The organism is Paenibacillus turicensis (assembly GCF_050461185.1).
GTDB lineage: Bacteria > Bacillota > Bacilli > Paenibacillales > Paenibacillaceae > Fontibacillus > Fontibacillus turicensis_A.
Genome location: NZ_JBCMOR010000005.1, coordinates 1687161 through 1708236, shown reverse-complemented (window position 1 = coordinate 1708236; position 21076 = coordinate 1687161). Strand labels below are relative to the sequence as shown.

Genomic DNA, 21076 nt, shown 5'->3' with positions numbered 1-21076 from the left:
ATGGACTATAATCAATTGCTACAAGCTGCCATTGAAGCTCGCAAAGCAGCATATATCCCTTATTCTCATTTTGGTGTTGGCGCAGCACTTCAGGATGCAACAGGACATGTACATTATGGCTGTAATGTTGAAAATGCTGCCTACGGTCCAACAAACTGTGCAGAGCGTACAGCTTTATTTAGAGCAATTGCCGATGGCTGTGCTCCACATAGCTTCACTGCACTTGCTGTCGTTGGGGACACAGATGAACCCATCGCACCTTGTGGTGTATGTAGACAAGTGATTTTGGAACTGTGCGCTCCTGATATGCCAGTTGTATTAGGAAACATGAAGGGCGATATAAAGGTCGTAACTGTGAGCGAGCTGTTGCCACATGGCTTTTCGCCGGAGCATGTTAATAAGGCTTAATGAAAAATCATAGCTGACAGCTAGGTACCAGCCGATAATACCCCTAAACATTACTGCGTGGTGCTGCGTGGCAGAGGGTTCTTACGATCGTTGTTAAACTCGGATTTGCTTGGATAAAGGAATTAGAGGTAGAAATCTGATTTTAAATACGAACGCTCCGCTTCTCCAGAATCCCTCTGCCCCTCCGCAAGTTACGCTAGTGCTTAGTAGGTAATATGCGGTTGGTGCTACGCTGTCTGTGGTACTGATTTTAAAGATTAAGCCATAGTTTACAGGAGCTAGTAAGGTATGGTAAAACCCTAAAGACTAACCCCTTACAGAGTGGTTGCGTGGTGCTGCGTGGTGCTGCGTGGCAGAGGGTTCTTACGATCGTTGTTAAAATCGGATTTATTTGAATTAAGGAGTTAGAGGTGAAAATCCGATTTTAAATACGAACGCTCCGCTTCTCCAGAATCCCTCTGCCCCTTCGCTAGTTACGCTAGTGCGTAGTAGGTAATATGCGGTTGGTGCTACGCTGTCTGTGCTTTGATTTTAAAGATTAAGCCGTAGTTTACAGGAGCTAGTAAGGTATGGTAAAACCCTACAGACTAACCCCTTACAGCGTGGTAGGGTGGTGCTACGTGGCAGAGGGTTCTTACGATCGTTGTTAAAATCGGATTTGTTTGGATTAAGGAATTAGAGGTGAAAATCCGATTTTAAATACGACCGCTGACGCTTCTCCAGAATCCCTCTGCCCCTCCGCTAGTTACGCTAGAGCGTTGTAAGGTAATATGTGGTTAGTGCTAAGCTGTCTGTGGTACTGATTTTAAAGATTAAGCCATCGTTTACTGAGGCTCATCATGATATTTTAGAGCTGTAGCTTGTCCACCAATCCTTCTATCCCTCTGTTAGTTACTTGCTGTTTTTAAGCTACTGCTAAGTAGCTAACAAGCTGTCGTATTTTTATAGTTTGAAAAGATAGATTGCTTGGAAAAGCTTCTTAAGTTTAGGCTTCTCGGGTATACTATCTATACTGTAAATGTAGCAACTTACTCCAAATGTAACTGGCGGGAGGGTAAAGGGATTCTGGAGAAACAACGTGGTTGCCTTTAAATACCAATTTTCCCCTTATATCTTTATTAAATGAAAAATTGGTCTTTAACAGCAATCGTAGGAACCCTTTACACGCAGCCTTGCACAACTTAACTCTTTATCAGTGAAGTAGCTACTTGTAATTCGTTCAAACGTATTTCAGACTACTTTGCTACTTAAAATTAGCTTTACACAGGAAGGAACTAATTATCTATGTCAAAAAACTCGTCTGCAAAGACTAAATTTAAATCCGGTTTTGTTGCCATTATCGGCCGGCCAAATGTTGGTAAATCAACCTTGATGAACCATGTTATTGGTCAAAAGATTGCGATTATGTCTGACAAGCCTCAAACAACTAGAAACAAAATTCATGGTGTGTACACCTCACCAGAAATGCAAATTGTATTTTTGGATACGCCGGGTATCCATAAACGTCAATCAAAGCTTGGCGACTATATGAACACAACAGCATTAAGCACGCTAGATGAAGTAGAGGCTGTTTTGTTTTTAGTGGATGCATCAGAAGGTTTTGGTGGTGGCGATCGCTTTATTATTGAGCGCTTAAAGAGTATTAATACACCAGTTATTTTAGTGATGAACAAGATTGATAAGATTGAACCAGAGGCGTTGCTGCCAATGATCGAAGAATATAACAAGCTATACAGTTTTGCTGAAATTGTTCCCATCTCTGCGAAGCTAGGGAATAACGTTACAACTTTGATCGAACAGATTGGTAAGTTTTTACCACCAGGACCTCAATATTATCCAGAGGATCAAGTGACCGATCATCCAGAGCAATTTGTATGCGCGGAGCTTGTACGTGAGAAAATTTTGATGTTAACTCGGGAAGAAGTACCACACTCGATCGCCGTTACCATTGAAGATATGCGAGTGCAGGAAAACGGGGTTGTTCATATTTCAGCCTTGATTTTTGTTGAACGTGATTCCCAAAAAGGAATTATTATTGGGAAGCAAGGTGCTTTGCTTAAGGAAGTTGGTAAGCTAGCACGTCAAGATATTGAGCGTTTATTAGGCTCCAAAATATTTTTAGAGTTATGGGTTAAGGTGAAAAAGGATTGGCGCAACCAAGATCGTGTATTGCGTGATTTAGGCTTCCATCGTGATGCGTAAACTTTAGATTTATGTATGGCTAAGCTGGTAGTTATTGCAACGTATAGAACCTTTATCACAGGTCATCCTAATCTTCGAGGGAATGTAAATCGCATTTTCTGAAGAAAGGGTGAATACGTATGCGAGATTTTTCGTGGAAGTATTTTGCAATGACAGGAGATGTTGATGCTTACATGCTGTTTAAGGAAAGCGATACGGCACTGGGGCAGTCGGCTGAGGATGGAGCTTTAAATGAACAGCAGCTTGTGGTTGAAAATGAGGAAGAGGCTTAAAAGCGGCTTTTTTTGGGGGAAATAGGGATGTTGCATCGACTTGAAGGCATCGTTATTCGTAGTATGGATTATGGTGAAGGTAATAAAATTATTACAATATGCACTGAAACCCATGGGAAGGTTGCTATTCTCGTTAGAGGTGCAAGAAAAATCAAAAGCCGACATGCGGCTCTAACACAGTTATTTACTTATGGACAATATACATTTTATCGTCAAGGTGATGGACTTGGCACGTTAAATCAAGGTGAGATTCTAGAGTCTCACTTTTCTTTGCGTAATGATCTTTATTTAGCGGCTTACGCCTCTTATGTATGTGAATTACTAGATCGCTCTTTACATGATGAAGAAGTGGGTAGCTTTTGGTTTACGCAATTAAAGGCAGCCTTAGAGGCTTTGGCATCGGGAAAAGACCAGCAAATTGTAATGCACCTGTTCGAGGTGAAAATTTTGCAGGCATCCGGTTATGCTCCGTCCTTTGAAGCTTGTGTATCCTGTGGGAGTATAGAGGAAAGCTATCATGTTAGCCCAAGATTAGGTGGGAGGTTATGTCCTCGTTGTCGTCATCATGATCATGGTGCGATGGTAGTATCACCACAGGTGTTAAAGCTGCTTATTTTATTTGAAAAAATAGATATGCGTAGATTAGGAAGTACAAGTGTTAAAGATACAACAAAAACTGAACTAAAAGCGGTAATGAATGCTTTTATGGAGGTTCAGCTCGGCTTGAAATTAAAGTCTCGAAATTTTTTAGATCAGCTTGATAAATATGAAATTTGACGAAAGCAACGAAATGATGTATTCTATGGTATATTTCTCTTCGTAGAGAATCATGTGTTGATAAGGAAAAGTAATAAGCTTGTATACTGTTAAAAGCGAATCAGGGATAGTGCAAGCCTGAGCGGTTACACTTATGAAATGGCAGCCTTGGAGCATGAATGAACGTGAAAAGCGGATTAGCTTCTGTTAAGCTAATCAAGTAGGGTGGAACCGCGGGATTTGAATTATTCAGCTCTCGTCCCTATGTCTGTGAGCAGGCGTAGGAGGCGAGGGCTTTTTGCTATAGCTTCGAACTCTTATGACCGAATTCAAAACATTGATTTTTAGGAGGAGATGACAAATCATGAATTTTCAATCCATGATACTAACACTGCAACAGTTTTGGTCTGAGCAAAATTGTATCGTTGTTCAGCCGTATGACGTAGAAAAAGGGGCAGGAACTTTAAATCCAATGACGTTCCTTCGTTCCATTGGGCCCGAGCCTTGGAATGTAGCTTATGTAGAACCTTCTCGTCGTCCTGCGGACGGTCGATACGGGGAAAACCCAAACCGACTTTATCAACATCACCAATTTCAAGTCATTATGAAACCTTCGCCTGATAACATTCAAGAGATTTATCTTGAAAGCTTAAAAAGACTAGGTATTAATCCACTTGAGCATGATATTCGTTTTGTGGAAGATAACTGGGAGCATCCAGGTCTTGGAGCATGGGGACTCGGTTGGGAAGTATGGTTAGACGGAATGGAAGTAACCCAATTTACTTATTTCCAACAGGTAGGAGGAATTGAGGCTAATCCTGTAGCTGTGGAAATTACTTACGGTATGGAGCGTCTTGCTTCCTATATCCAAGATAAAGAAAATGTATTTGAGCTTGAATGGGTAGAGGGCACAAGCTATGGTGATGTTTTCCACCAGCCTGAGTTTGAGCATTCTAAATATACGTTTGAATTGTCCGATGTAAAAATGTTATTCACACTATTTAACATGTATGAGCAGGAAGCACAGCGCTTAATGGAGCAGCATTTGGTATTCCCTGCTTATGATTATGTATTGAAATGCTCACATGCCTTTAACTTGCTTGATGCAAGAGGGGCAATCAGTGTAACGGAACGTACAGGTTACATTACAAGAGTACGTAATTTATCCCGTCAGGTGGCGGCAACATATTTAGAAGAAAGAGAAAAATTGGGATTCCCAATGCTTCAAAAGGGAGGTGCTGTTCGTGGCTAAAGACCTATTATTTGAAATTGGCTTAGAGGAAATGCCAGCAAGATTTATACGTGCAGCTGTTGAGCAATTGCAAGATAAAATGAGTAAATGGTTAAAGGAAAATGTCATCACCTTTGAGAAAATCGAAGGTTATGCTACTCCTCGTCGACTTGCTATTCTCGTAAAAGGTGTTGCTGAGAAGCAAGAGGATGTCCATGAGGAGGTTAAAGGACCAGCGCGTAAAATTGCGTTAGATGACCAAGGTGCATGGAGTAAAGCTGCACTAGGGTTTGCGCGTAGTCAAGGCGTTGATCCAGACCAATTTACCTTCAAGGAATTAAACGGGGTAGAGTATATTTACGTCAGCAAAAATTTAATCGGGCAACCTACAAGCTCTCTTTTAACTGAAGGTTTGTTAGGCATTATGCATAACATGAATTTCCCTAAAAATATGCGTTGGGCTAATTACGATTTTAAATTTGTACGTCCTATTCGTTGGTTAGTTGCCTTGTTTGGTACAGATGTCGTTTCACTTGAAATAGCTGAAGTGACCTCAGGGAACACGACGAGAGGACATCGCTTCCTAAGTGGTGAGCTTACGATCGATGAGCCTGCTAACTATGTTGAATTGTTGCGTTCTGGTCATGTCATTGCAGATATTAAAGAACGTGAAGATATGATTATGGCACAAATTGAAGCGTTGGCTTCCCAGAAAAATTGGGTAATAGATGTCAAGGAAGATTTACTTGAAGAAGTATTGTTTTTAGTAGAGACACCAACCGTGTTGTTTGGCTCTTTTGATCCTTCTTTCTTGAACATTCCGCAAGAGGTGCTGATCACTTCGATGAGAGAGCACCAACGGTATTTCCCTGTACTTGATGAAAAAGGAAGCTTGCTACCTTATTTCGTAACGGTACGAAACGGAAACAACGTCTCCCTTGATGTCATTGCGAGAGGGAATGAGAAGGTACTTCGGGCAAGATTATCTGATGCAAAATTTTTCTACGATGAAGATCAGAAGCTCAAAATTGAAGATGCGCTTTCTAAGCTCGAAAGTATTGTCTTCCACGAAGAGTTAGGTACGATTGGTGATAAGGTTCGTAGGATTCGCAGTAACAGTGATAAGCTTGTTGGAATGTTAAATGTTGAGTCATCGGTTGCCCTTTCGGCCATGCGTACAGCTGAGATTTGTAAGTTTGATTTAGTGAGTCAAATGGTGTATGAATTCCCTGAATTACAAGGGGTAATGGGACAGGATTATGCCTTAAAGGCTGGCGAAGCTCCTGAAGTTGCAAAAGGTATTTTTGAGCATTATCAACCACGTTTTGCTGGTGATGCTACGCCTAGCTCAATTGTAGGTGCGATTGTTAGCATTGCGGATAAGCTAGATACCATTATTGGTACGTTCTCGATCGGGATTGTGCCAACCGGTTCTCAAGACCCTTATGGCTTACGACGTCAAGCAGCAGGCATTGTTCAAACGATACTTGAGCATAAATGGACCATTTCCTTAGAGGATTTATTCCAAGCAGCGATTGCAACCCATGAGCAATTCCATGAATTAAAACGTAGTAAATTGGAAATTTTAAGAGATTTACATGATTTCTTTGGTTTACGCGTCAAAAAAATATTGTCTGATGAGCTTCGTTATGATGTTGTTGATGCAGTCATGGCCGCTGATTTCAATACCGTTGTATCTGTTGTTGCAAGAGGTCAAGCGCTGATGGAGGCTGTGGGGCAAGACGGTTATAAGCAGATCGTAGAATCTTTTGGTCGTGTAAGTAATTTAGCGGCTAAGGCGGAAGCAGCCCAAATTAATAAAGAGCTTCTGACTGAAAAGGAAGAAGTACATTTGTACGAGGCTTGGAGTACCGTTACGATGCATTACAGTGAATTAATGGGACAAAATAAAGCAGCAGAGGCATTAGGCTTCCTTGCTAGTCTTCATGATGATATTACTGCGTTTTTTGATGCTGTTATGGTTATGGCAGAGGACGAGAAGGTGCGTAACAATCGTCTTGCTTTGCTTGCGTTAATTCATAAAGACCTAAGTACCTTTGCTGATTTCAGCAAGCTAGTTTTTGCGTAATATATGTAACAATATGCAACAATATCAGTGAGAGGCAGAGGGATTGTTGAAAAGCGAAGCGTCCACTTCTTAAAGTCTGATTTTCACCATAATCAAGTTTTTAAAAAAATGAGACTTTAATGGTGGTTGAGACAACCCTCTGACTTGAAGCGATATAATAATGGACAGGAGTGGATTAAAATCATGAGTGCAAATGCGATTGTGGTGGATGGAGACTCCTGTCCCGTTAAAGCAGAGATCATTGAACTTGCCAATACCTTTAAGGTGGAGGTGAAAATGGTCTCTTCTTATGACCATTACATTAAGCCTGCCCAAGGGGTTACGGTGATACAGGTAGATCGAAGTCAGCAAAGTGCTGATCTGTATATTGCTAATCATATCGCCACAGGAGACATTGTTATTACACAGGATTATGGGCTTGCCGCATTAGTGATCGCTAAATCTTGTAGAGCCTTGTCACCTCGTGGCGAAGTTTATGATTCTGGAAATATTGATTACTTGTTAGAAAGACGACACGTGAGTGCTAAAACAAGGCGAGCGGGCCGTAATTTATTTAAGGGACCTAAGCCGTTTACTGACAAGGATCGAGAAAATTTTAAACAAATGCTGTTAAAACTTTTGCAAGATATGCAGGAGAATGTACAATTTTAGCGAATTTATTAAAGTACGTGTAGAGAAGATGAAGGTGATATTATGAATACCGGTAGGGGTTCCATTCCTGAGGAAGTCATCGAAGCGGTTTTGCGTCAGCATGATATCGTTGATACGGTGAGCAAGCACGTTCATCTAACTAAGCAAGGTAAATATATGAAGGGCTTATGCCCATTTCATTCCGAGAAGACACCCTCATTTACAGTAACGCCCGATCGGCAAATATTTCATTGTTATGGCTGTGGAATGGGTGGTAATGCAATTAAGTTTAGAATGGAGATGGAAGGCTTATCATTCCCTGAAGCGATCCGAATTATGGCAGATGAAGCTCATATCCCATTTGAAGGTCGGCAAAGCACAGCGGGTATGGTTGTAAATCAAGAGATTGAACAGTTGTTTGAGGCTCATGAATTAACTTCCAAATTGTATCATTATTTTTTGAAAAATACAGAGCATGGCAAACCCGCCATGGAATACCTAAAATCACGAGGTTTTAGTGATAAAAGTATCGATCTCTTTCAGATTGGTTATGCACCAGCAAGATGGGATACGTTAGTTCAGTTTTTAGAAAAAAGAAACTTCGATATGCAGAACATGGAAAAGGCTGGTTTATTGATTGCCAAGCAAGATGAATCTGGTTATATCGATCGATTTAGAGATCGAATTATGTTTCCTCTCCATAATCGGAGCGGTAGAATTATTGCTTTTGCCGGCAGAATTTTAGGGGAAGGGCAACCTAAGTATTTAAACTCACCCGAAAGCCGAATGTTTGTCAAAAGCAGAACGATCTATAATTTACATCAAGCAAAAGCAGAAATAAGAAAATCAAGACAAGCCGTTTTATTTGAAGGTTATGGTGATGTGATTAGTGCATGGGAAGCGGGGATCCATAATGGAATTGCTACTATGGGAACTGCATTAACAGAAGGCCATGCTAACATGCTAAGAAGTTTGGCTGATCATATTATTGTTTGTTATGATGGCGATTCAGCAGGACAAGCCGCGGCATTAAAAAGCATACCTATTTTAGAAAATGTTGGTTTTAATGTTAAAATTGCAATTATTAATGAAGGCTTAGATCCTGACGAGTTTATTCAAAAGTATGGTGCTGACCGATTTCGCCATCAAATTATGGATGGGGCAGTAGCTGCGATAAAATTCAGACTTATATATCTTAAAAAAAACCATATACTGCTAGAAGAAGGCGGTAAGGTGGCATATATTAAAGAAGCAATAGGGATTATTGCTCCCTTAACCTCGCCAACAGAGCGAGAAATCTACTTAAAGGAATTATCAACAGAGCTTGAGGTTTCCTTTGATAGCTTGAAGCAAGAATGTAATCAATATCGTCAGACCCTTCAAAAAAGAAATGCGGATGGGGATAATATTGACAAAATGTGGAATAATGTTAGGCATAAAAAGGGTCAGCCTTCCATGCCCACTCTTTTACCGGCGTATCACACCGCGGAACGAAAATTATTATACTTTATGCTAGAGGATCTCGAAGCTGCGGAATATGTTCAGAATCAGCTTGGAGATAAGTTTAATATTGAGGATCATATCGCAATTGCTGCTTATTTATATGCTTATTATGCGGAAGGCAAGTCTCCTGATGCAAGTCGGTTCATAGCTTCCCTACAAGATGAACGTCTTGAGAAAACTTTAATTTCCATTATGATGATGGAAACCCCTGGAACAGGAAGTAGAGCCGAGCTTGACGATTATATTGCTCAAATACGGAAAGTTCCTTTAATGGAACAAATTAAACGTAAAAGAGAAGAGCAGATCATGGCAGAACGAGCAGGTGATGTTTTGCGTGCTGCACAAATTGCAAGTGAGATTATTACCCTAGAGAGACAATAATTTTTTTGTTTTAGCACGATGTTTCTAGGGAGGAGGGAGTCCGATATGGCGAATAATCAACATACTGAACTAGAAACCGAATTGACATTAGATCAGGTCAAAGAAAAGCTAATTGAAGAGGGCAAAAAGAATTCCTCCTTAACGTATAAGGTTATTATGGAGAAGTTATCCCCTTTTGAACAAGAACCTGATCAAATGGATGAATTTTTTGAGCAACTTGGAGATCTTGGCATAGATATTACAAATGATAGTGATGATGAGCTTACCGTCCGTAGACGTGATGATGATAATCAGGCGGAGCATGACGATTTCAATTTTGAGGACGATTTAGCACTTCCTCCTGGAATTAAAATTAATGATCCTGTTCGTATGTATCTAAAAGAAATCGGACGTGTGCCATTATTATCATCTGATGATGAGATTGAGCTTGCCAAACGTATTGAAGAAGGGGACGAGGAAGCAAAACGTCGCCTAGGTGAAGCTAATTTACGGCTTGTTGTAAGTATAGCCAAACGTTACGTAGGTCGTGGCATGTTGTTTCTTGATTTGATACAAGAAGGGAACATGGGGCTATTAAAAGCTGTTGAAAAATTTGATTATAAAAAAGGCTATAAGTTTAGTACGTACGCCACATGGTGGATACGCCAAGCCATCACGAGAGCGATTGCTGATCAAGCGAGAACGATTCGGATTCCTGTTCATATGGTAGAAACCATTAATAAACTCATTCGAATTTCAAGACAGTTACTACAGGAATTAGGACGAGAACCAACGCCAGAGGAAATTGCAGCGGAGATGGAGCTTACAGTGGAAAAGGTACGCGAAATCATGAAAATTGCCCAGGAGCCTGTTTCGCTAGAAACACCTATCGGTGAAGAGGACGATTCTCATTTGGGTGATTTTATTGAAGATCATGATGCGTTAGCGCCTGCTGATGCTGCTGCTTATGAGCTACTCAAAGAGCAACTTGAGGATGTACTTGATACTCTTACTGAACGTGAAGAAAATGTATTGCGATTACGTTTCGGACTTGACGATGGTCGTACCCGTACTTTGGAGGAAGTAGGTAAAGTATTTGGTGTAACAAGAGAACGTATTCGTCAAATTGAAGCCAAAGCGCTTCGCAAGCTACGACATCCAAGTAGAAGTAAACGTCTGAAGGATTTCCTTGAATAATGATCCAAGCACATGGACCTTCTGCTCATGCAGTGAGGTCTTTTTTAATATGAAGGCTACAAGCAAGGAATGTAAGTACGTTGTATAAGCTAATATTATCTCTTTTTGAGATTTTTTGCAAATTTATACAGTGGTTATAGATCTTATAATAGGTGGTTTAAAAAAATGAAAATTTCAACAAGATTGAGGGAAATCGCAGAACGCTTGCCATCTGGCTGTAAATTTGCAGATATCGGGTCTGATCATGGATTACTGCCGATTTATGCCATTAAGCAAGGGATTGCCCTATCTGCTATTGCAGGTGAAGTTAATGAAGGTCCACTAGAGGCGGCTCGCAGAGGTGTTTTGTCACATGGTGTCCAAGATAAAATTGCAGTACGCAAAGGAGATGGCTTAGCTGTCATTGAGGCAGGAGAAGTTGATACTATTACGATATCAGGTATGGGTGGTGCGTTAATTGCTTCGATTTTGGCTGACGGTGTCACTAAGCTTGATGGTGTGAAGCGCCTTATCCTTCAGCCTAATATGGCAGAGGGAGCTGTACGTCGTTGGCTACTGGAACAAAATTGGTTAATTACGGATGAGATTATATTAGAGGAAGATGGCAAAATCTACGAAATTATTACGGCGGATCGTAAGGAAGAAGCTAAGCGACAAAACGATATTTTGTATGCGAAACGAAGCTTGGAGGTAGAGATTTCACAGGAATGGTTGTTGGAGCTAGGTCCTTTGTTAATCAACAAGCCCAATGAAGTGTTTTTTAAAAAATGGAACTCAGAGCATAGCAAGCTACTTCGTATTTATGAGTCGATTATGAAATCTGCGGAAAAGGAAATAAGTGATTCCAAAGCGGCTCAGGTTAAGCAAAAAGCAATTGAACTGGAGGCGATTTTACAATGTTTGCAAAAGGTCAAACCGTAATTCAATATATGGAAGGACTAGCTCCCAAGCATGTTGCGATGGAAGGGGACAAAATTGGTCTTCAATTAGGCACGCTACAAAAAGAAATCACTGGTATCTTAGTTGCACTTGATGTAAACGAAGAGGTTGTGGATGAAGCGATCGCTAAAGGTGTTAATCTTATTGTGGCTCATCATGCAATTATTTATCGTCCGTTGGCACAATTGCAGGTAGATACGCCAATGGGAAAAGTTTACGAAAAGCTGATTAAAAACGACATTGCTGTTTATATCAGTCACACTAATCTCGATATTACTGAAGGGGGTATGAATGATTGGATGGCAGAGGAGCTTGGTATTGACGTGACAGGCTCAATTGAGGATCTGCATACTGATCAATTGTATAAGCTTGTTGTGTTTGTGCCTAAGCAGCAAGCAGATTCAGTACGTGCGGCTATTTTAGATGCTGGAGCAGGTCATATCGGGAATTACAGCCACTGTAGCTTTAATATAGAGGGATCAGGAACATTTAAGCCTGATGAGTTAGCCAATCCGTATATTGGACAAGCAGGCAAGCTAGAGCAGGTTCAAGAGGTACGCATTGAAACCGTTGTTCCACATAGCATTAAAAACAAAGTGATTGCTGCGATGCTCAAGGCGCATCCTTACGAAGAGGTTGCTTATGATCTATATACAATGGAATTAAAGGGGCGTACGTTAGGCTTAGGGCGTGTCGGCAAGCTTACTGATCCTGTTGATCTTGCAACGTTAGTTGAGCGCGTTAAACACAAGTTTGATGTGCCTACTGTCCGTGTTGTAGGAGATATGAACCGCATAATTAAGAAAGCTGCTGTGTTAGGTGGTTCTGGTGGAGGTTATTGGAAAAAGGCACTACGCTGTGGTGCAGACGTATTGGTGACAGGGGATATTGATTATCATACGGCACAAGATGCACATATGGCAGGCATTACACTTATTGACCCTGGACACAACGCAGAGAAGCTTATGAAACCTAGAGTAGCAGCTTTTTTGGCGCAGAAATTGGAAAAGGATAAATATAAAACCCCAGTTTACGCTTCAACAATAAATACAGAGCCATTTCGATTTGTATAATAGAAAAATATGCTAAGGTAAGTTAAGGAAAGCTGTATACAAACGCATATTAGGTATAGACAAGGACAGTGAGATGGAAAGATTGAGGTGGAAAGCATAGTGGGGAATCGCATTGTTTTTACAGGTGGAGGATCGGCGGGACACGTGACGCCTAATATCGCCATTATTAACGAGTTAAATAAAAGAGGCGCTTGGGACATCCATTATATCGGCTCAAAGCAAGGGATCGAAAAGGAACTCATCACTAAGCAGAATATCCCTTATTATGGAATAAGTTCAGGCAAATTACGTAGATATATTGATATCGAAAACATAAAAGATATGTTCAGAGTGTTAAAGGGCTGTGTGGAGGCAAGGAAAATATTAAAGAGAATTAAACCTAATCTCGTTTTTTCAAAAGGTGGTTTTGTCTCTGTCCCCGTTATTGTCGCAGCAAAATCGCTAGGCATACCCATTTTCATTCATGAAAGTGATATTACACCTGGATTAGCGAACAAAATTGCTCAGAAATTTGCAACTAAAATTTTCACAACCTTTGAGGAAGCTAAGCAGTTTTTTCCAAAGGACAAAGTGACAACTACCGGCTCGCCGATACGTGCAGAACTGCTTCAGGGCAGCAAGGACTTTGCTTATAAGTTTCTAGGATTTGATGAGAGGCGTCCTATTTTAACAATTATGGGCGGAAGCTTAGGAGCCAAAAAAATTAACGAAACGGTTCGTGCCAATTTGCCAAAGCTTGCTATGCATTTTCAGATTGTACATTTGTGTGGCAAAAATAACATTGAGCCTAGTCTTGCCTTTGTCCCTGGTTATAAGCAATATGAATATATTCATGAGGAGCTGCCACATATATTAGCGGCAACAGATCTTGTTATTACAAGAGGCGGGTCTAACGCAATTTTTGAATTTTTAGCATTACGTATTCCTATGTTAATAATTCCGCTTGGCTTGAATCAAAGTAGAGGCGATCAAATCATGAATGCAGAAGCTTTTCAAAAAAGAGGGTACGGTTTTACGTTGATGGATGAAGAATTAAATGGGGATACCTTGGTAAAAGGCGTAGAATTCCTTAAAAATAATTCAGAATTTATTAGAGAAAATATGGCTTTATCTACAAGTACAAATGCAATCCCTGTATTGCTAGAGGAAATTTATAAAATAACAGGTGCAAAGTAAACAAATGATATAACAATTGATCATAATAAAGCGTAGTTCAGTGAATGGGATGGGCCTAAACAGCTCATTTAAATTTACTAAGCTAGCGCTTTATTTTTTTAGCAAAAGAAAGTATTGACCTTCAAGTTAACCTTAATGTTAATTTGATTTTATTTCTTATAATCTGTAATACCTAATCGATTGCCGAATTGATCTTCAAATTCTACGGAGGTTCCTGTTCCAATATGGAACGGTTCGCTTAAAAACGTTACACCATTTGCCCTTAATTTGTCGTATTGAGCCATGACATCATCAACCACAAACCAAATCGTTGATTTCATATTAGGAAATTTGCTTGTGTCTTTTAAAATAATAGCTGGTTCTTCGTCTCCAACATGAAAGGCAACCATTCCTTTATCGGCAAAATTAAACTTTAGTTTTAAACCTAGTGTTTCACCGTAATATTTCATTGCGCCTTCCATGTCATCGACAGGTAGAAAAAAATTGTCATAGCTTTTCATCTCTATTAAACCTCCTAATGTTGTGGGATACGATCACAATAACATATTAAAGAAGACAACATCGTGTCATATTTCACAAAGTTGGATATAAGCTTTTAACCTTTTGTATTACCTTTAAGAATAGCTTAATAATTTTCTTGATAAGCCTCGCGTTCCAACTCATAATCAATGAAGGATTGCCATTGTCCGAGTTGGTTTTTACTTGAAGAAATGACGGACTGCGACTTGCTGTAATCCAAGTTTTCATAAATATGTTGAGCTAATCTCATCTAAATGAGTATGTCTGATTTTAATTAATACTGATTTTGTGTCTAATGGATAATTTAACTGTTGAGATTCAGCGCAAAAATAGGTATACTATCAAGTGTTGCTTGAAAGTTTGACAGACAATCGCTGGCGGCTTTAGGCCGCGGGAGGAAAGTCCGGGCTCCACATGGCAGGGTGCTGGATAATGTCCAGTCAACGCGAGTTGAAGGATAGTGCCACAGAAACGGACCGCCGATGGCTTTCGCTTTGCGAGAGCACAGGTAAGGATGGAACCGAGGTGTAAGAGACCCCGAGGAACGCTGGTGACTTCGTTCCTGGTAAACCCCACCTGGAGCAAGACCTAATGGAATGCAGTACCTTTGAGGTACAGCCTTAGCCTGAGGTGCATTCAGGTTGGTCGCTTGAGCCATATAGTAATGTATGGCCTAGATAGATGATTGTCACTTATAAAGCGGGAGGGTTGTTCCCGTTATACCGCAAACAGTACAGAACCCGGCTTACGGCAAACTTTCAATCGCTGCAACCTTATATGCTTAAATGCTTTTTCGTAATTAGCTTTACAATTAAAACAGATAAAGCCTGTCAGTTGAACGTAGTTTCTTTTTCTTCTACGTCCAACGTGACAGGCTTTTTAAAATTTCATCTACACAGCATAATCTTCGATAGCTTCATTCACTTCTTCATTATTTAATTGCTTGGCATATTGCACAAACCACATAAATGCAGCATCAGAATAAGGCTTTAACATTTCGGCTATTCTTCGAAATTCCCATTCCTCCCAGTCCTGCTCCTTAAAAAGACACCGCTCCACAGCTTGTGGTAAATGATCAATCAGCCATCCTTCAGGAATTCGTAAAATAAACTCTTTTGCTAAATCTATATTTGCATGATTTCCACTTTTTGCACTTGTTTCCAGCGTTTCGATCAATACACGTAATCCAGCTTCTGGTGGGAAGGACTCAATGTTTTTTATATTCTCAAATGCACCGTTGTGTATTTTATTAATGCGTTCAATAAAAGCTTTTCTATACACGATAGAAATGGTGATGCACCCCTTTGTTATAATAATTATAAAACAAATAAATCCACGATTTCCCAATCATTATAACATGAGGTTTTTATTTTAATAATGATCCCAAAAGTTTTTTTAATGACTCCCCTAAATATTCGGACCAAAATTTAAGTGGTTGAGCGTGAGATTGTGACTGTGTTTGCACTTCGCCGCTAGCAGCCTGAAGTGCTGAATATACATCAATTTGACCAAAGCCATAATATTTATCACGGCCTGACTCCCCTAAGTCAATGACATTGCCTCGAATAATGTCCATGACCTCTGTATTTTTAAGCTTAGGATTAACAGAGCGTATTAGACCTGCTAATGCAGCGACATGGGGGCTTGCCATAGAGGTACCAGACAACGCTGCATATTGGTTGTTTGGATACGTACTTGCAATGCTTTCACCCGGTGCCATTACGTCGATATAATCACCATAATTAGAAAAGGACGCTCGTTCCATATTGTAATTTGTTGCGGATACGGACAACACCTCAGGGTAAGCAGCAGGGTAACCAGGTCGTTCCGTGTTATCATTTCCCGTGGCAGCGACAATGACAATGTCTTTGTTATACGCATATTTAATCGCTTCATGAAGGAAGTTTGCATCTGCGTAGTTACCTAAGCTTAAATTAATAACCTTTGCGCCATGATCTGCCGCCCAAATGATTCCTTGTGCTACGGAATAGCTTGTTCCAGCACCTGATTGATCTAACGCCTTCACTGGCAAAATTTTATTGTTCCAAGTCATGCCAGCAATCCCTTCACGATTGTTGACATTAGCTGAAATAATACCAGCAACATGTGTACCATGTCCCACATCATCACTTGGTTTGGAGTCTGGTGCAATCGTATTATAGCCACTCAGTAATCTGCCCTTGAGGTCGGGATGATTAAGATCAACGCCTGTATCGACAACACCAATAATGACCTGTTCTGCACCTTTACTGACATTCCATCCACGATTCGTTTCAATCATTGGCAAATTATATTGGTAGTCTGAAAATAAAACATCGTTAGGAATTTCAATACTGCTTGTATTTTCATTTGTTAAATACATATAATGGGGTTCAATATATTCAGGCTCCCAATTTTTTTTGAAATACTGAGATAATTCCTCCATACTAAGCTTTTTGGATTTAAAAATATACGTGTTTGCAATGCTGTGATCATAGGAGCTAATGCTTGTTGCAGTCTGAATCTTTTCCAACTCCGATTGGGTTAGCTCTTTGCCAAAAGTAACTACAATTTCATTTTCGTAAAAATGACTCGCCTTTTCGTTGTCATGCCCCGTTTTGACAGTAATATCACGTAATGTATCTGCATGGACAGATTCTACACTATATTTTCCTTCCTTTGGATAAGGAATCAGTCGAAGATTTTTTTTCTGATGACTTTTTACATGATCTAAAATTTCTGTATCCATGACGATAATAAGTGCTTTTCTTCCATCTTTACTACGCTTGCCAGCTACGATGTATTTAGAATCCTCTTTAGGAAATGGTTCAGATTCGTAGCTTTCCTGTGATCGTAAGGTAGAAGTAGCTAACTTTATATGATTTTCAATTTGTTTTTTTAGGTTCTTATTAGGCTGGAATGTAGCTCGACAAAGGCTGTGGCTCCGATCCTTTGTTAAATCCAACCATTTGATGCATTGAAAATGCTTATGTTCTGTTTGTATTTTTTTGACGTATTGCTTTTGTGTAAGAGGGGATTGGGATGACAAATCCTTTGCCCATTCTGATAAGTGTCCTCTTGCATCAATCATAGTCAGCTGCTTCGTTGTATTCATATCTTGCTTTAACATTGCTTGTTTAAGAACATGTTCTTTCGTTGGTGAATACTGTGTAGCCTTCATCTGATCTGGTTCAGTATGACGAATGGCCACAAATGAAAATAAACACGTTGCAATTAGTCCAGCTGTTGCTCCAATAATCAGCTTGCGCCGTTTCATTATTTCTCCTCCTTATGCTTGCTTGAAAGTAATGTTTAAGGAATAGCTTTTGGAGAAAAAACTTTTTTTATGCTGACGAGGGCAATTTGTGATAATCTTAAACCTAAATAGAAATCGTATTAAGAAGTATTTAGAAGGAGGACGGGCGACAATGTCTCAAACTAACGTTCAACAGTTATGTCAGAGCACAAGAGAACAATTAAAAACAGCAGCAAGTTATTTAGAGCAATTTCTAAACAACTATAATCTGGTACAGCTTGTAGAGGATGATGAGGAACGAACCTTAATGTTTTATCAAGCATTTTTATCCGATCTCCGTCATTTGTCCGTTTATTGTGAGGATAGCTATGAACAGCTAGGGATTGTTTTAAGGCGTGGAACATTTGAGAAAAGTCATGGTGAAAAAGTGTTGTACCGGGTGTATCATGACTGTGTTAATCACTTCTTTTATCCTAAAAATGAGAGCTACTCAGAAGATGGCAGATATGCATACACGGGTCGAGATGCCATAAAATTTCGCAAACGTCCAAATAGAGCAGCACACGATATTGTGGTTGAAATTACGAATATTTTTGAGACGCTTCGCGATGATTTGGAGTATTATGAAAGTGAATATTTGAGCAAGGTTAGATTGGAAAGAATTAGAGAGGAAGAACAAGGACAATTATAGCTTATTAGAGCATATTGTTAAGAAAAGTGGGCAAAATATCCCTGAGCTATAAAAAATTCAGGGAGGCTCTAACAGTATGGATGATTTTGAAAAAAATAACGGTAAGCAACAGGAGCATCTTGCAGGAAAAAGCAGTGGTGAAAGCAATAACCGTATTGATTTTCCTCGCAAAACAAATCAAGAAGAGTATGCCGCTGAAATTTATCCTACGCAACGTGTAGAGGATCAACGTCAAGTTTATAGTGAAAATGATCGTGACAGTGTAGAAACTGACAGCATGGATGCAGGTAAAACGACGGGATATGTCGGGGTAGGAATAGGAATTGCATCTTTGTTTATGTGGTCACTAGTATTAGGTCCTGTCGCTGCTGTGCTTGGACTTGTCGCATTTAACCAAGGTAGAAAAACATCAGGTGGTTGGGCAATAGGACTTGGAGCATTATCTGTATTAAGCTATTTTCTTCTTCCCATGGGTAGATAAAAAAGTATGGCTCGTAACGGAATAGGCAATCCATTTAATGACCTTTCGTAATTAAGTGGATTGCCTTTATTTTTTGGGACTGGTCTAACCTTCATTTAACGTGTAAAATATAGGCATGTTGCTTATTTACTGAAGGATGAAGAAGAGGAGCAGACATTTATGCAAATCGATCCAAGAACAATGGGACAAGTCATAAAATCTCAATTTGCTAACAATATTGATCTTCAAGGTACGCCATTTGCATCACAGTCGCAAAGTGGTGGAGACTCTTTATTTGATATTTTGTTGCAGGAACTTAAAAAATCAGAATCTGCTAATGCTGGATTCAGTAGAGCGCAAGATACGTCCAAACAGGGACTAAATATATCAGACCTATTGTCAGAGGAAATGCTAGTAAATTTACAAGCTGCTCAAAATTTAAATGGGCTAGATGAGACACAAATAGGTTCATTACAGCAACTAACGACAATGATTAATTCTGCGGCGGCTTCTACATCCTCCCTACCAAGTGTTCCAAGTGGTGTTGGATATGTAGGGAAAGGTTCCAAGCCTTCAGGTGCAGGCGCCACGATTGATCAATTGGTTTCTTCTGCAAGTCAGAAGTTTGGAGTGTCTGAGGATTTAATCAAGGCTGTTATTGAAACTGAATCCCATTTTAATTCTTCAACTGTCTCGTCTGCGGGTGCGAAGGGACTTATGCAGCTAATGGATGGAACTGCACGTGGATTAGGGGTTTCAAATTCATTTGATCCTGAGCAAAATATAAATGGTGGAACCAAGTATTTATCTTATCAATTGAAGCGTTACAATGGTCATGAAAACACAGCCTTAGCTGCGTACAATGCAGGACCAGGTAGGTTACGTCGTCTAGGGATTAGCAACGATCAGGAATTAGCAGAGAAGCTACATTTGTTGCCTAAGGAAACTCAACGTTACATTACAAAAGTACAAACAGCAAGACAGAAATATACAGTGTAGTAACCTAAACATATCTTTTTATAATGAGATATGAAATAATATAGCAGGATAAGTTAAACGGGAACTATTCCGGGGAATGCGGATATTCGCGTTTTTTCTTTTGCCTATGAACAAATTATAGTTTAGTGTGAAGTGTTAAGTATTGAAACGTTAACCTGAAATGTTGAGGTGAGAGTAATGAATTATTTTGATTATGCAGCTACAACACCTCCATATGAGGAAGTTATTGTAACGATTGCTGAAGTAATGGCACAGCATTATGGCAATCCGTCTTCGCTACATCGACTTGGTGAGCAAAGTGAAATGCTAGTTAAAAGGGCGCGTGAGGCTTGCAGTTCAATTTTGCATGTTAAGCCCTCTGAGCTTGTCTTTACCTCTGGTGCGACTGAGAGCAATAATCTTGCAATTAAAGGCTTAGCCTTTCAATATCAGCAACGTGGTCGCCACTTAATTACTACGATGGTTGAACATCCTTCTGTATATGAGTGTATGAAGCAGCTTGAGTCTTGGGGATGGGAAGTGACTTATTTAACGCCAGATCAGACTGGTCGCATTTCTGCTAGACAGGTTGAGGATGCACTTCGGGATGATACTGTGCTGGTATCCATAATGCACGTGAATCATGAGGTTGGTAGCATTCAACCGATTGAAGAAATTGGAGCTATGCTTAAACATAAACGCCGTAAACCTTTTTTTCATGTGGATGGTGTTCAAGGTTTTGGGAAAGTACCGCTTCTCCTCCCCAGTAGTGAGATTGATTTATATAGCTTATCTGCGCATAAATGGCGGGGGCCTAAAGGAATTGGCTTATTATATGTACGCCAGGGTGTTCAGCTAGCTCCTCTTTTATCTGGTGGAGGCCAAGAGGGGGATGTTCGCTCTGGGACAGAAAATGTACCGCTTATTATTGGAATGGCACAAGCGATGCGACTTACTGCGCAAGGACAAGCACAAAGAGTGAAGATTTTGGAAAAATTAAAGGGACAATTAGAAGCTGCATTAACAGCTATGCCTGAGGTTCAGCTTAATAGTAGTGCGGACGGAGCACCTCATATTGTTCATTTTAGCTGTGAGGGGATAAAGGCGGAAACTTTACTTCATAAGCTTGAGGAGCAAGGGTTTTACGTATCTAGTCAATCTGCTTGCTCTTCCAAACAAATAGAGCCAAGTCGTGTTTTGTTACAGATGGGAAAATCCAAAGCACAGGCTATATCAGGCATTCGCATTAGTCTAAATGAGGCACATACTACAGAACAAGTTCATGATTTAATAGAGGCCATTTCTAAAAGTATTCAATTTTTGATTCCATTTAAACAAAAGTGAAAAGGAGGTGTGA

At 40.0% G+C, this 21076-nt stretch carries 20 protein-coding genes and 1 other RNA gene; 17 read left to right on the top strand and 4 right to left on the bottom strand.

Going from position 1 to position 21076, the window contains the following annotated elements; all coding sequences use genetic code 11:
• From cdd to ABE099_RS10115, 12 genes are all read left to right on the top strand, one after another.
• Window positions 1-408, top strand: a complete 408-nt coding sequence (cdd, locus tag ABE099_RS10170; RefSeq protein ID WP_430029904.1) for a cytidine deaminase — start codon at window positions 1-3, stop codon at window positions 406-408.
• A gap of 1284 nt (window positions 409-1692) precedes the next feature.
• Window positions 1693-2610 (top strand): GTPase Era, encoded by a 918-nt coding sequence (era, locus tag ABE099_RS10165; protein ID WP_430029901.1) that lies wholly within the window; start codon window positions 1693-1695, stop codon window positions 2608-2610.
• A gap of 119 nt (window positions 2611-2729) precedes the next feature.
• Window positions 2730-2882: a YqzL family protein gene (locus ABE099_RS10160; protein ID WP_430029899.1), complete on the top strand. Its 153-nt coding sequence runs from the start codon at window positions 2730-2732 to the stop codon at window positions 2880-2882.
• Between the two features lie 27 nt (window positions 2883-2909).
• Window positions 2910-3659: a DNA repair protein RecO gene (gene recO, locus ABE099_RS10155; RefSeq protein WP_430029897.1), complete on the top strand. Its 750-nt coding sequence runs from the start codon at window positions 2910-2912 to the stop codon at window positions 3657-3659.
• A 343-nt stretch (window positions 3660-4002) separates the two neighbouring features.
• Window positions 4003-4890 carry a glycine--tRNA ligase subunit alpha gene (gene glyQ, locus ABE099_RS10150; RefSeq protein WP_210088009.1) on the top strand — a complete coding sequence of 296 codons (888 nt, stop codon included), beginning with the start codon at window positions 4003-4005 and terminating at the stop codon, window positions 4888-4890.
• A complete protein-coding gene (gene glyS / locus ABE099_RS10145; protein WP_430029895.1) occupies window positions 4883-6958 on the top strand; it encodes a glycine--tRNA ligase subunit beta in 2076 nt (691 codons plus the stop codon). Before glyQ ends, glyS begins: the two co-directional genes overlap by 8 nt.
• A 183-nt stretch (window positions 6959-7141) precedes the next feature.
• On the top strand, window positions 7142-7609 hold the full coding sequence (locus tag ABE099_RS10140; RefSeq protein ID WP_430030570.1) for a YaiI/YqxD family protein: 468 nt from the start codon (window positions 7142-7144) through the stop codon (window positions 7607-7609).
• Window positions 7610-7651: 42 nt separating this feature from the next.
• On the top strand, window positions 7652-9472 hold the full coding sequence (gene dnaG, locus ABE099_RS10135; protein WP_430029892.1) for a DNA primase: 1821 nt from the start codon (window positions 7652-7654) through the stop codon (window positions 9470-9472).
• Between the two features lie 45 nt (window positions 9473-9517).
• A complete protein-coding gene (rpoD, locus tag ABE099_RS10130; RefSeq protein WP_430029890.1) occupies window positions 9518-10648 on the top strand; it encodes an RNA polymerase sigma factor RpoD in 1131 nt (376 codons plus the stop codon).
• Window positions 10649-10813: 165 nt separating this feature from the next.
• Window positions 10814-11569 (top strand): tRNA (adenine(22)-N(1))-methyltransferase, encoded by a 756-nt coding sequence (locus ABE099_RS10125; protein ID WP_430029888.1) that lies wholly within the window; start codon window positions 10814-10816, stop codon window positions 11567-11569.
• The gene (locus ABE099_RS10120) at window positions 11545-12660 is read left to right on the top strand and encodes a Nif3-like dinuclear metal center hexameric protein (RefSeq protein WP_430029886.1); all 1116 of its coding nucleotides are present in this window, start codon (window positions 11545-11547) and stop codon (window positions 12658-12660) included. The genes ABE099_RS10125 and ABE099_RS10120 overlap by 25 nt, the downstream gene beginning before the upstream one ends.
• Before the next feature lie 96 nt (window positions 12661-12756).
• Complete coding sequence (locus tag ABE099_RS10115) at window positions 12757-13836, top strand: undecaprenyldiphospho-muramoylpentapeptide beta-N-acetylglucosaminyltransferase (protein WP_430030568.1); 1080 nt, start codon at window positions 12757-12759, stop codon at window positions 13834-13836.
• A 149-nt stretch (window positions 13837-13985) separates the two neighbouring features.
• On the opposite strand, the gene ABE099_RS10110 is transcribed toward ABE099_RS10115, so the two are convergent.
• Together ABE099_RS10110 and ABE099_RS10105 are read right to left on the bottom strand one after the other, a co-directional pair.
• Window positions 13986-14336, bottom strand: a complete 351-nt coding sequence (locus tag ABE099_RS10110) for a VOC family protein (RefSeq protein ID WP_430029884.1) — start codon at window positions 14334-14336, stop codon at window positions 13986-13988.
• Between the two features lie 125 nt (window positions 14337-14461).
• Entirely contained in the window at window positions 14462-14605 is a 144-nt protein-coding gene (locus ABE099_RS10105; RefSeq protein ID WP_430029882.1) for a hypothetical protein, read from the bottom strand.
• Window positions 14606-14710: 105 nt separating this feature from the next.
• Here ABE099_RS10105 and rnpB point away from each other — a divergent pair.
• An RNA gene (gene rnpB, locus ABE099_RS10100) (RNase P RNA component class A) lies at window positions 14711-15118 on the top strand.
• 128 nt (window positions 15119-15246) lie between these two features.
• Here rnpB and ABE099_RS10095 read toward each other — a convergent pair.
• Together ABE099_RS10095 and ABE099_RS10090 are read right to left on the bottom strand one after the other, a co-directional pair.
• Window positions 15247-15636 carry a hypothetical protein gene (locus ABE099_RS10095; protein WP_430029879.1) on the bottom strand — a complete coding sequence of 130 codons (390 nt, stop codon included), beginning with the start codon at window positions 15634-15636 and terminating at the stop codon, window positions 15247-15249.
• 85 nt (window positions 15637-15721) lie between these two features.
• A complete protein-coding gene (locus ABE099_RS10090; RefSeq protein WP_430029877.1) occupies window positions 15722-17611 on the bottom strand; it encodes a S8 family peptidase in 1890 nt (629 codons plus the stop codon).
• Between the two features lie 151 nt (window positions 17612-17762).
• On the opposite strand from ABE099_RS10090, the gene ABE099_RS10085 reads away from it, so the two are divergent.
• From ABE099_RS10085 to ABE099_RS10070, 4 genes are all read left to right on the top strand, one after another.
• Window positions 17763-18281: a DUF3907 family protein gene (locus ABE099_RS10085; RefSeq protein ID WP_430029874.1), complete on the top strand. Its 519-nt coding sequence runs from the start codon at window positions 17763-17765 to the stop codon at window positions 18279-18281.
• 76 nt (window positions 18282-18357) lie between these two features.
• Entirely contained in the window at window positions 18358-18762 is a 405-nt protein-coding gene (locus ABE099_RS10080; protein ID WP_430029872.1) for a hypothetical protein, read from the top strand.
• 159 nt (window positions 18763-18921) lie between these two features.
• On the top strand, window positions 18922-19740 hold the full coding sequence (locus tag ABE099_RS10075; protein ID WP_430029870.1) for a lytic transglycosylase domain-containing protein: 819 nt from the start codon (window positions 18922-18924) through the stop codon (window positions 19738-19740).
• A 177-nt stretch (window positions 19741-19917) separates the two neighbouring features.
• The gene (locus ABE099_RS10070) at window positions 19918-21063 is read left to right on the top strand and encodes a cysteine desulfurase family protein (RefSeq protein ID WP_430029868.1); all 1146 of its coding nucleotides are present in this window, start codon (window positions 19918-19920) and stop codon (window positions 21061-21063) included.
• The last annotated feature ends 13 nt before the right edge of the window (window positions 21064-21076 follow it).

Bases quoted from the DNA above. Each gene is read 5' to 3' on its own strand.
- cdd (WP_430029904.1), top strand. From the start codon at position 1: ATGGACTATAATCAATTGCTACAAGCTGCCATTGAAGCTCGCAAAGCA.
- era (WP_430029901.1), top strand. From the start codon at position 1,693: ATGTCAAAAAACTCGTCTGCAAAGACTAAATTTAAATCCGGTTTTGTT.
- ABE099_RS10160 (WP_430029899.1), top strand. From the start codon at position 2,730: ATGCGAGATTTTTCGTGGAAGTATTTTGCAATGACAGGAGATGTTGAT.
- recO (WP_430029897.1), top strand. From the start codon at position 2,910: ATGTTGCATCGACTTGAAGGCATCGTTATTCGTAGTATGGATTATGGT.
- glyQ (WP_210088009.1), top strand. From the start codon at position 4,003: ATGAATTTTCAATCCATGATACTAACACTGCAACAGTTTTGGTCTGAG.
- ABE099_RS10140 (WP_430030570.1), top strand. From the start codon at position 7,142: ATGAGTGCAAATGCGATTGTGGTGGATGGAGACTCCTGTCCCGTTAAA.
- dnaG (WP_430029892.1), top strand. From the start codon at position 7,652: ATGAATACCGGTAGGGGTTCCATTCCTGAGGAAGTCATCGAAGCGGTT.
- rpoD (WP_430029890.1), top strand. From the start codon at position 9,518: ATGGCGAATAATCAACATACTGAACTAGAAACCGAATTGACATTAGAT.
- ABE099_RS10125 (WP_430029888.1), top strand. From the start codon at position 10,814: ATGAAAATTTCAACAAGATTGAGGGAAATCGCAGAACGCTTGCCATCT.
- ABE099_RS10120 (WP_430029886.1), top strand. From the start codon at position 11,545: ATGTTTGCAAAAGGTCAAACCGTAATTCAATATATGGAAGGACTAGCT.
- ABE099_RS10110 (WP_430029884.1), bottom strand. From the start codon at position 14,336: ATGAAAAGCTATGACAATTTTTTTCTACCTGTCGATGACATGGAAGGC.
- ABE099_RS10105 (WP_430029882.1), bottom strand. From the start codon at position 14,605: ATGAGATTAGCTCAACATATTTATGAAAACTTGGATTACAGCAAGTCG.
- ABE099_RS10090 (WP_430029877.1), bottom strand. From the start codon at position 17,611: ATGAAACGGCGCAAGCTGATTATTGGAGCAACAGCTGGACTAATTGCA.
- ABE099_RS10085 (WP_430029874.1), top strand. From the start codon at position 17,763: ATGTCTCAAACTAACGTTCAACAGTTATGTCAGAGCACAAGAGAACAA.
- ABE099_RS10080 (WP_430029872.1), top strand. From the start codon at position 18,358: ATGGATGATTTTGAAAAAAATAACGGTAAGCAACAGGAGCATCTTGCA.
- ABE099_RS10075 (WP_430029870.1), top strand. From the start codon at position 18,922: ATGCAAATCGATCCAAGAACAATGGGACAAGTCATAAAATCTCAATTT.
- ABE099_RS10070 (WP_430029868.1), top strand. From the start codon at position 19,918: ATGAATTATTTTGATTATGCAGCTACAACACCTCCATATGAGGAAGTT.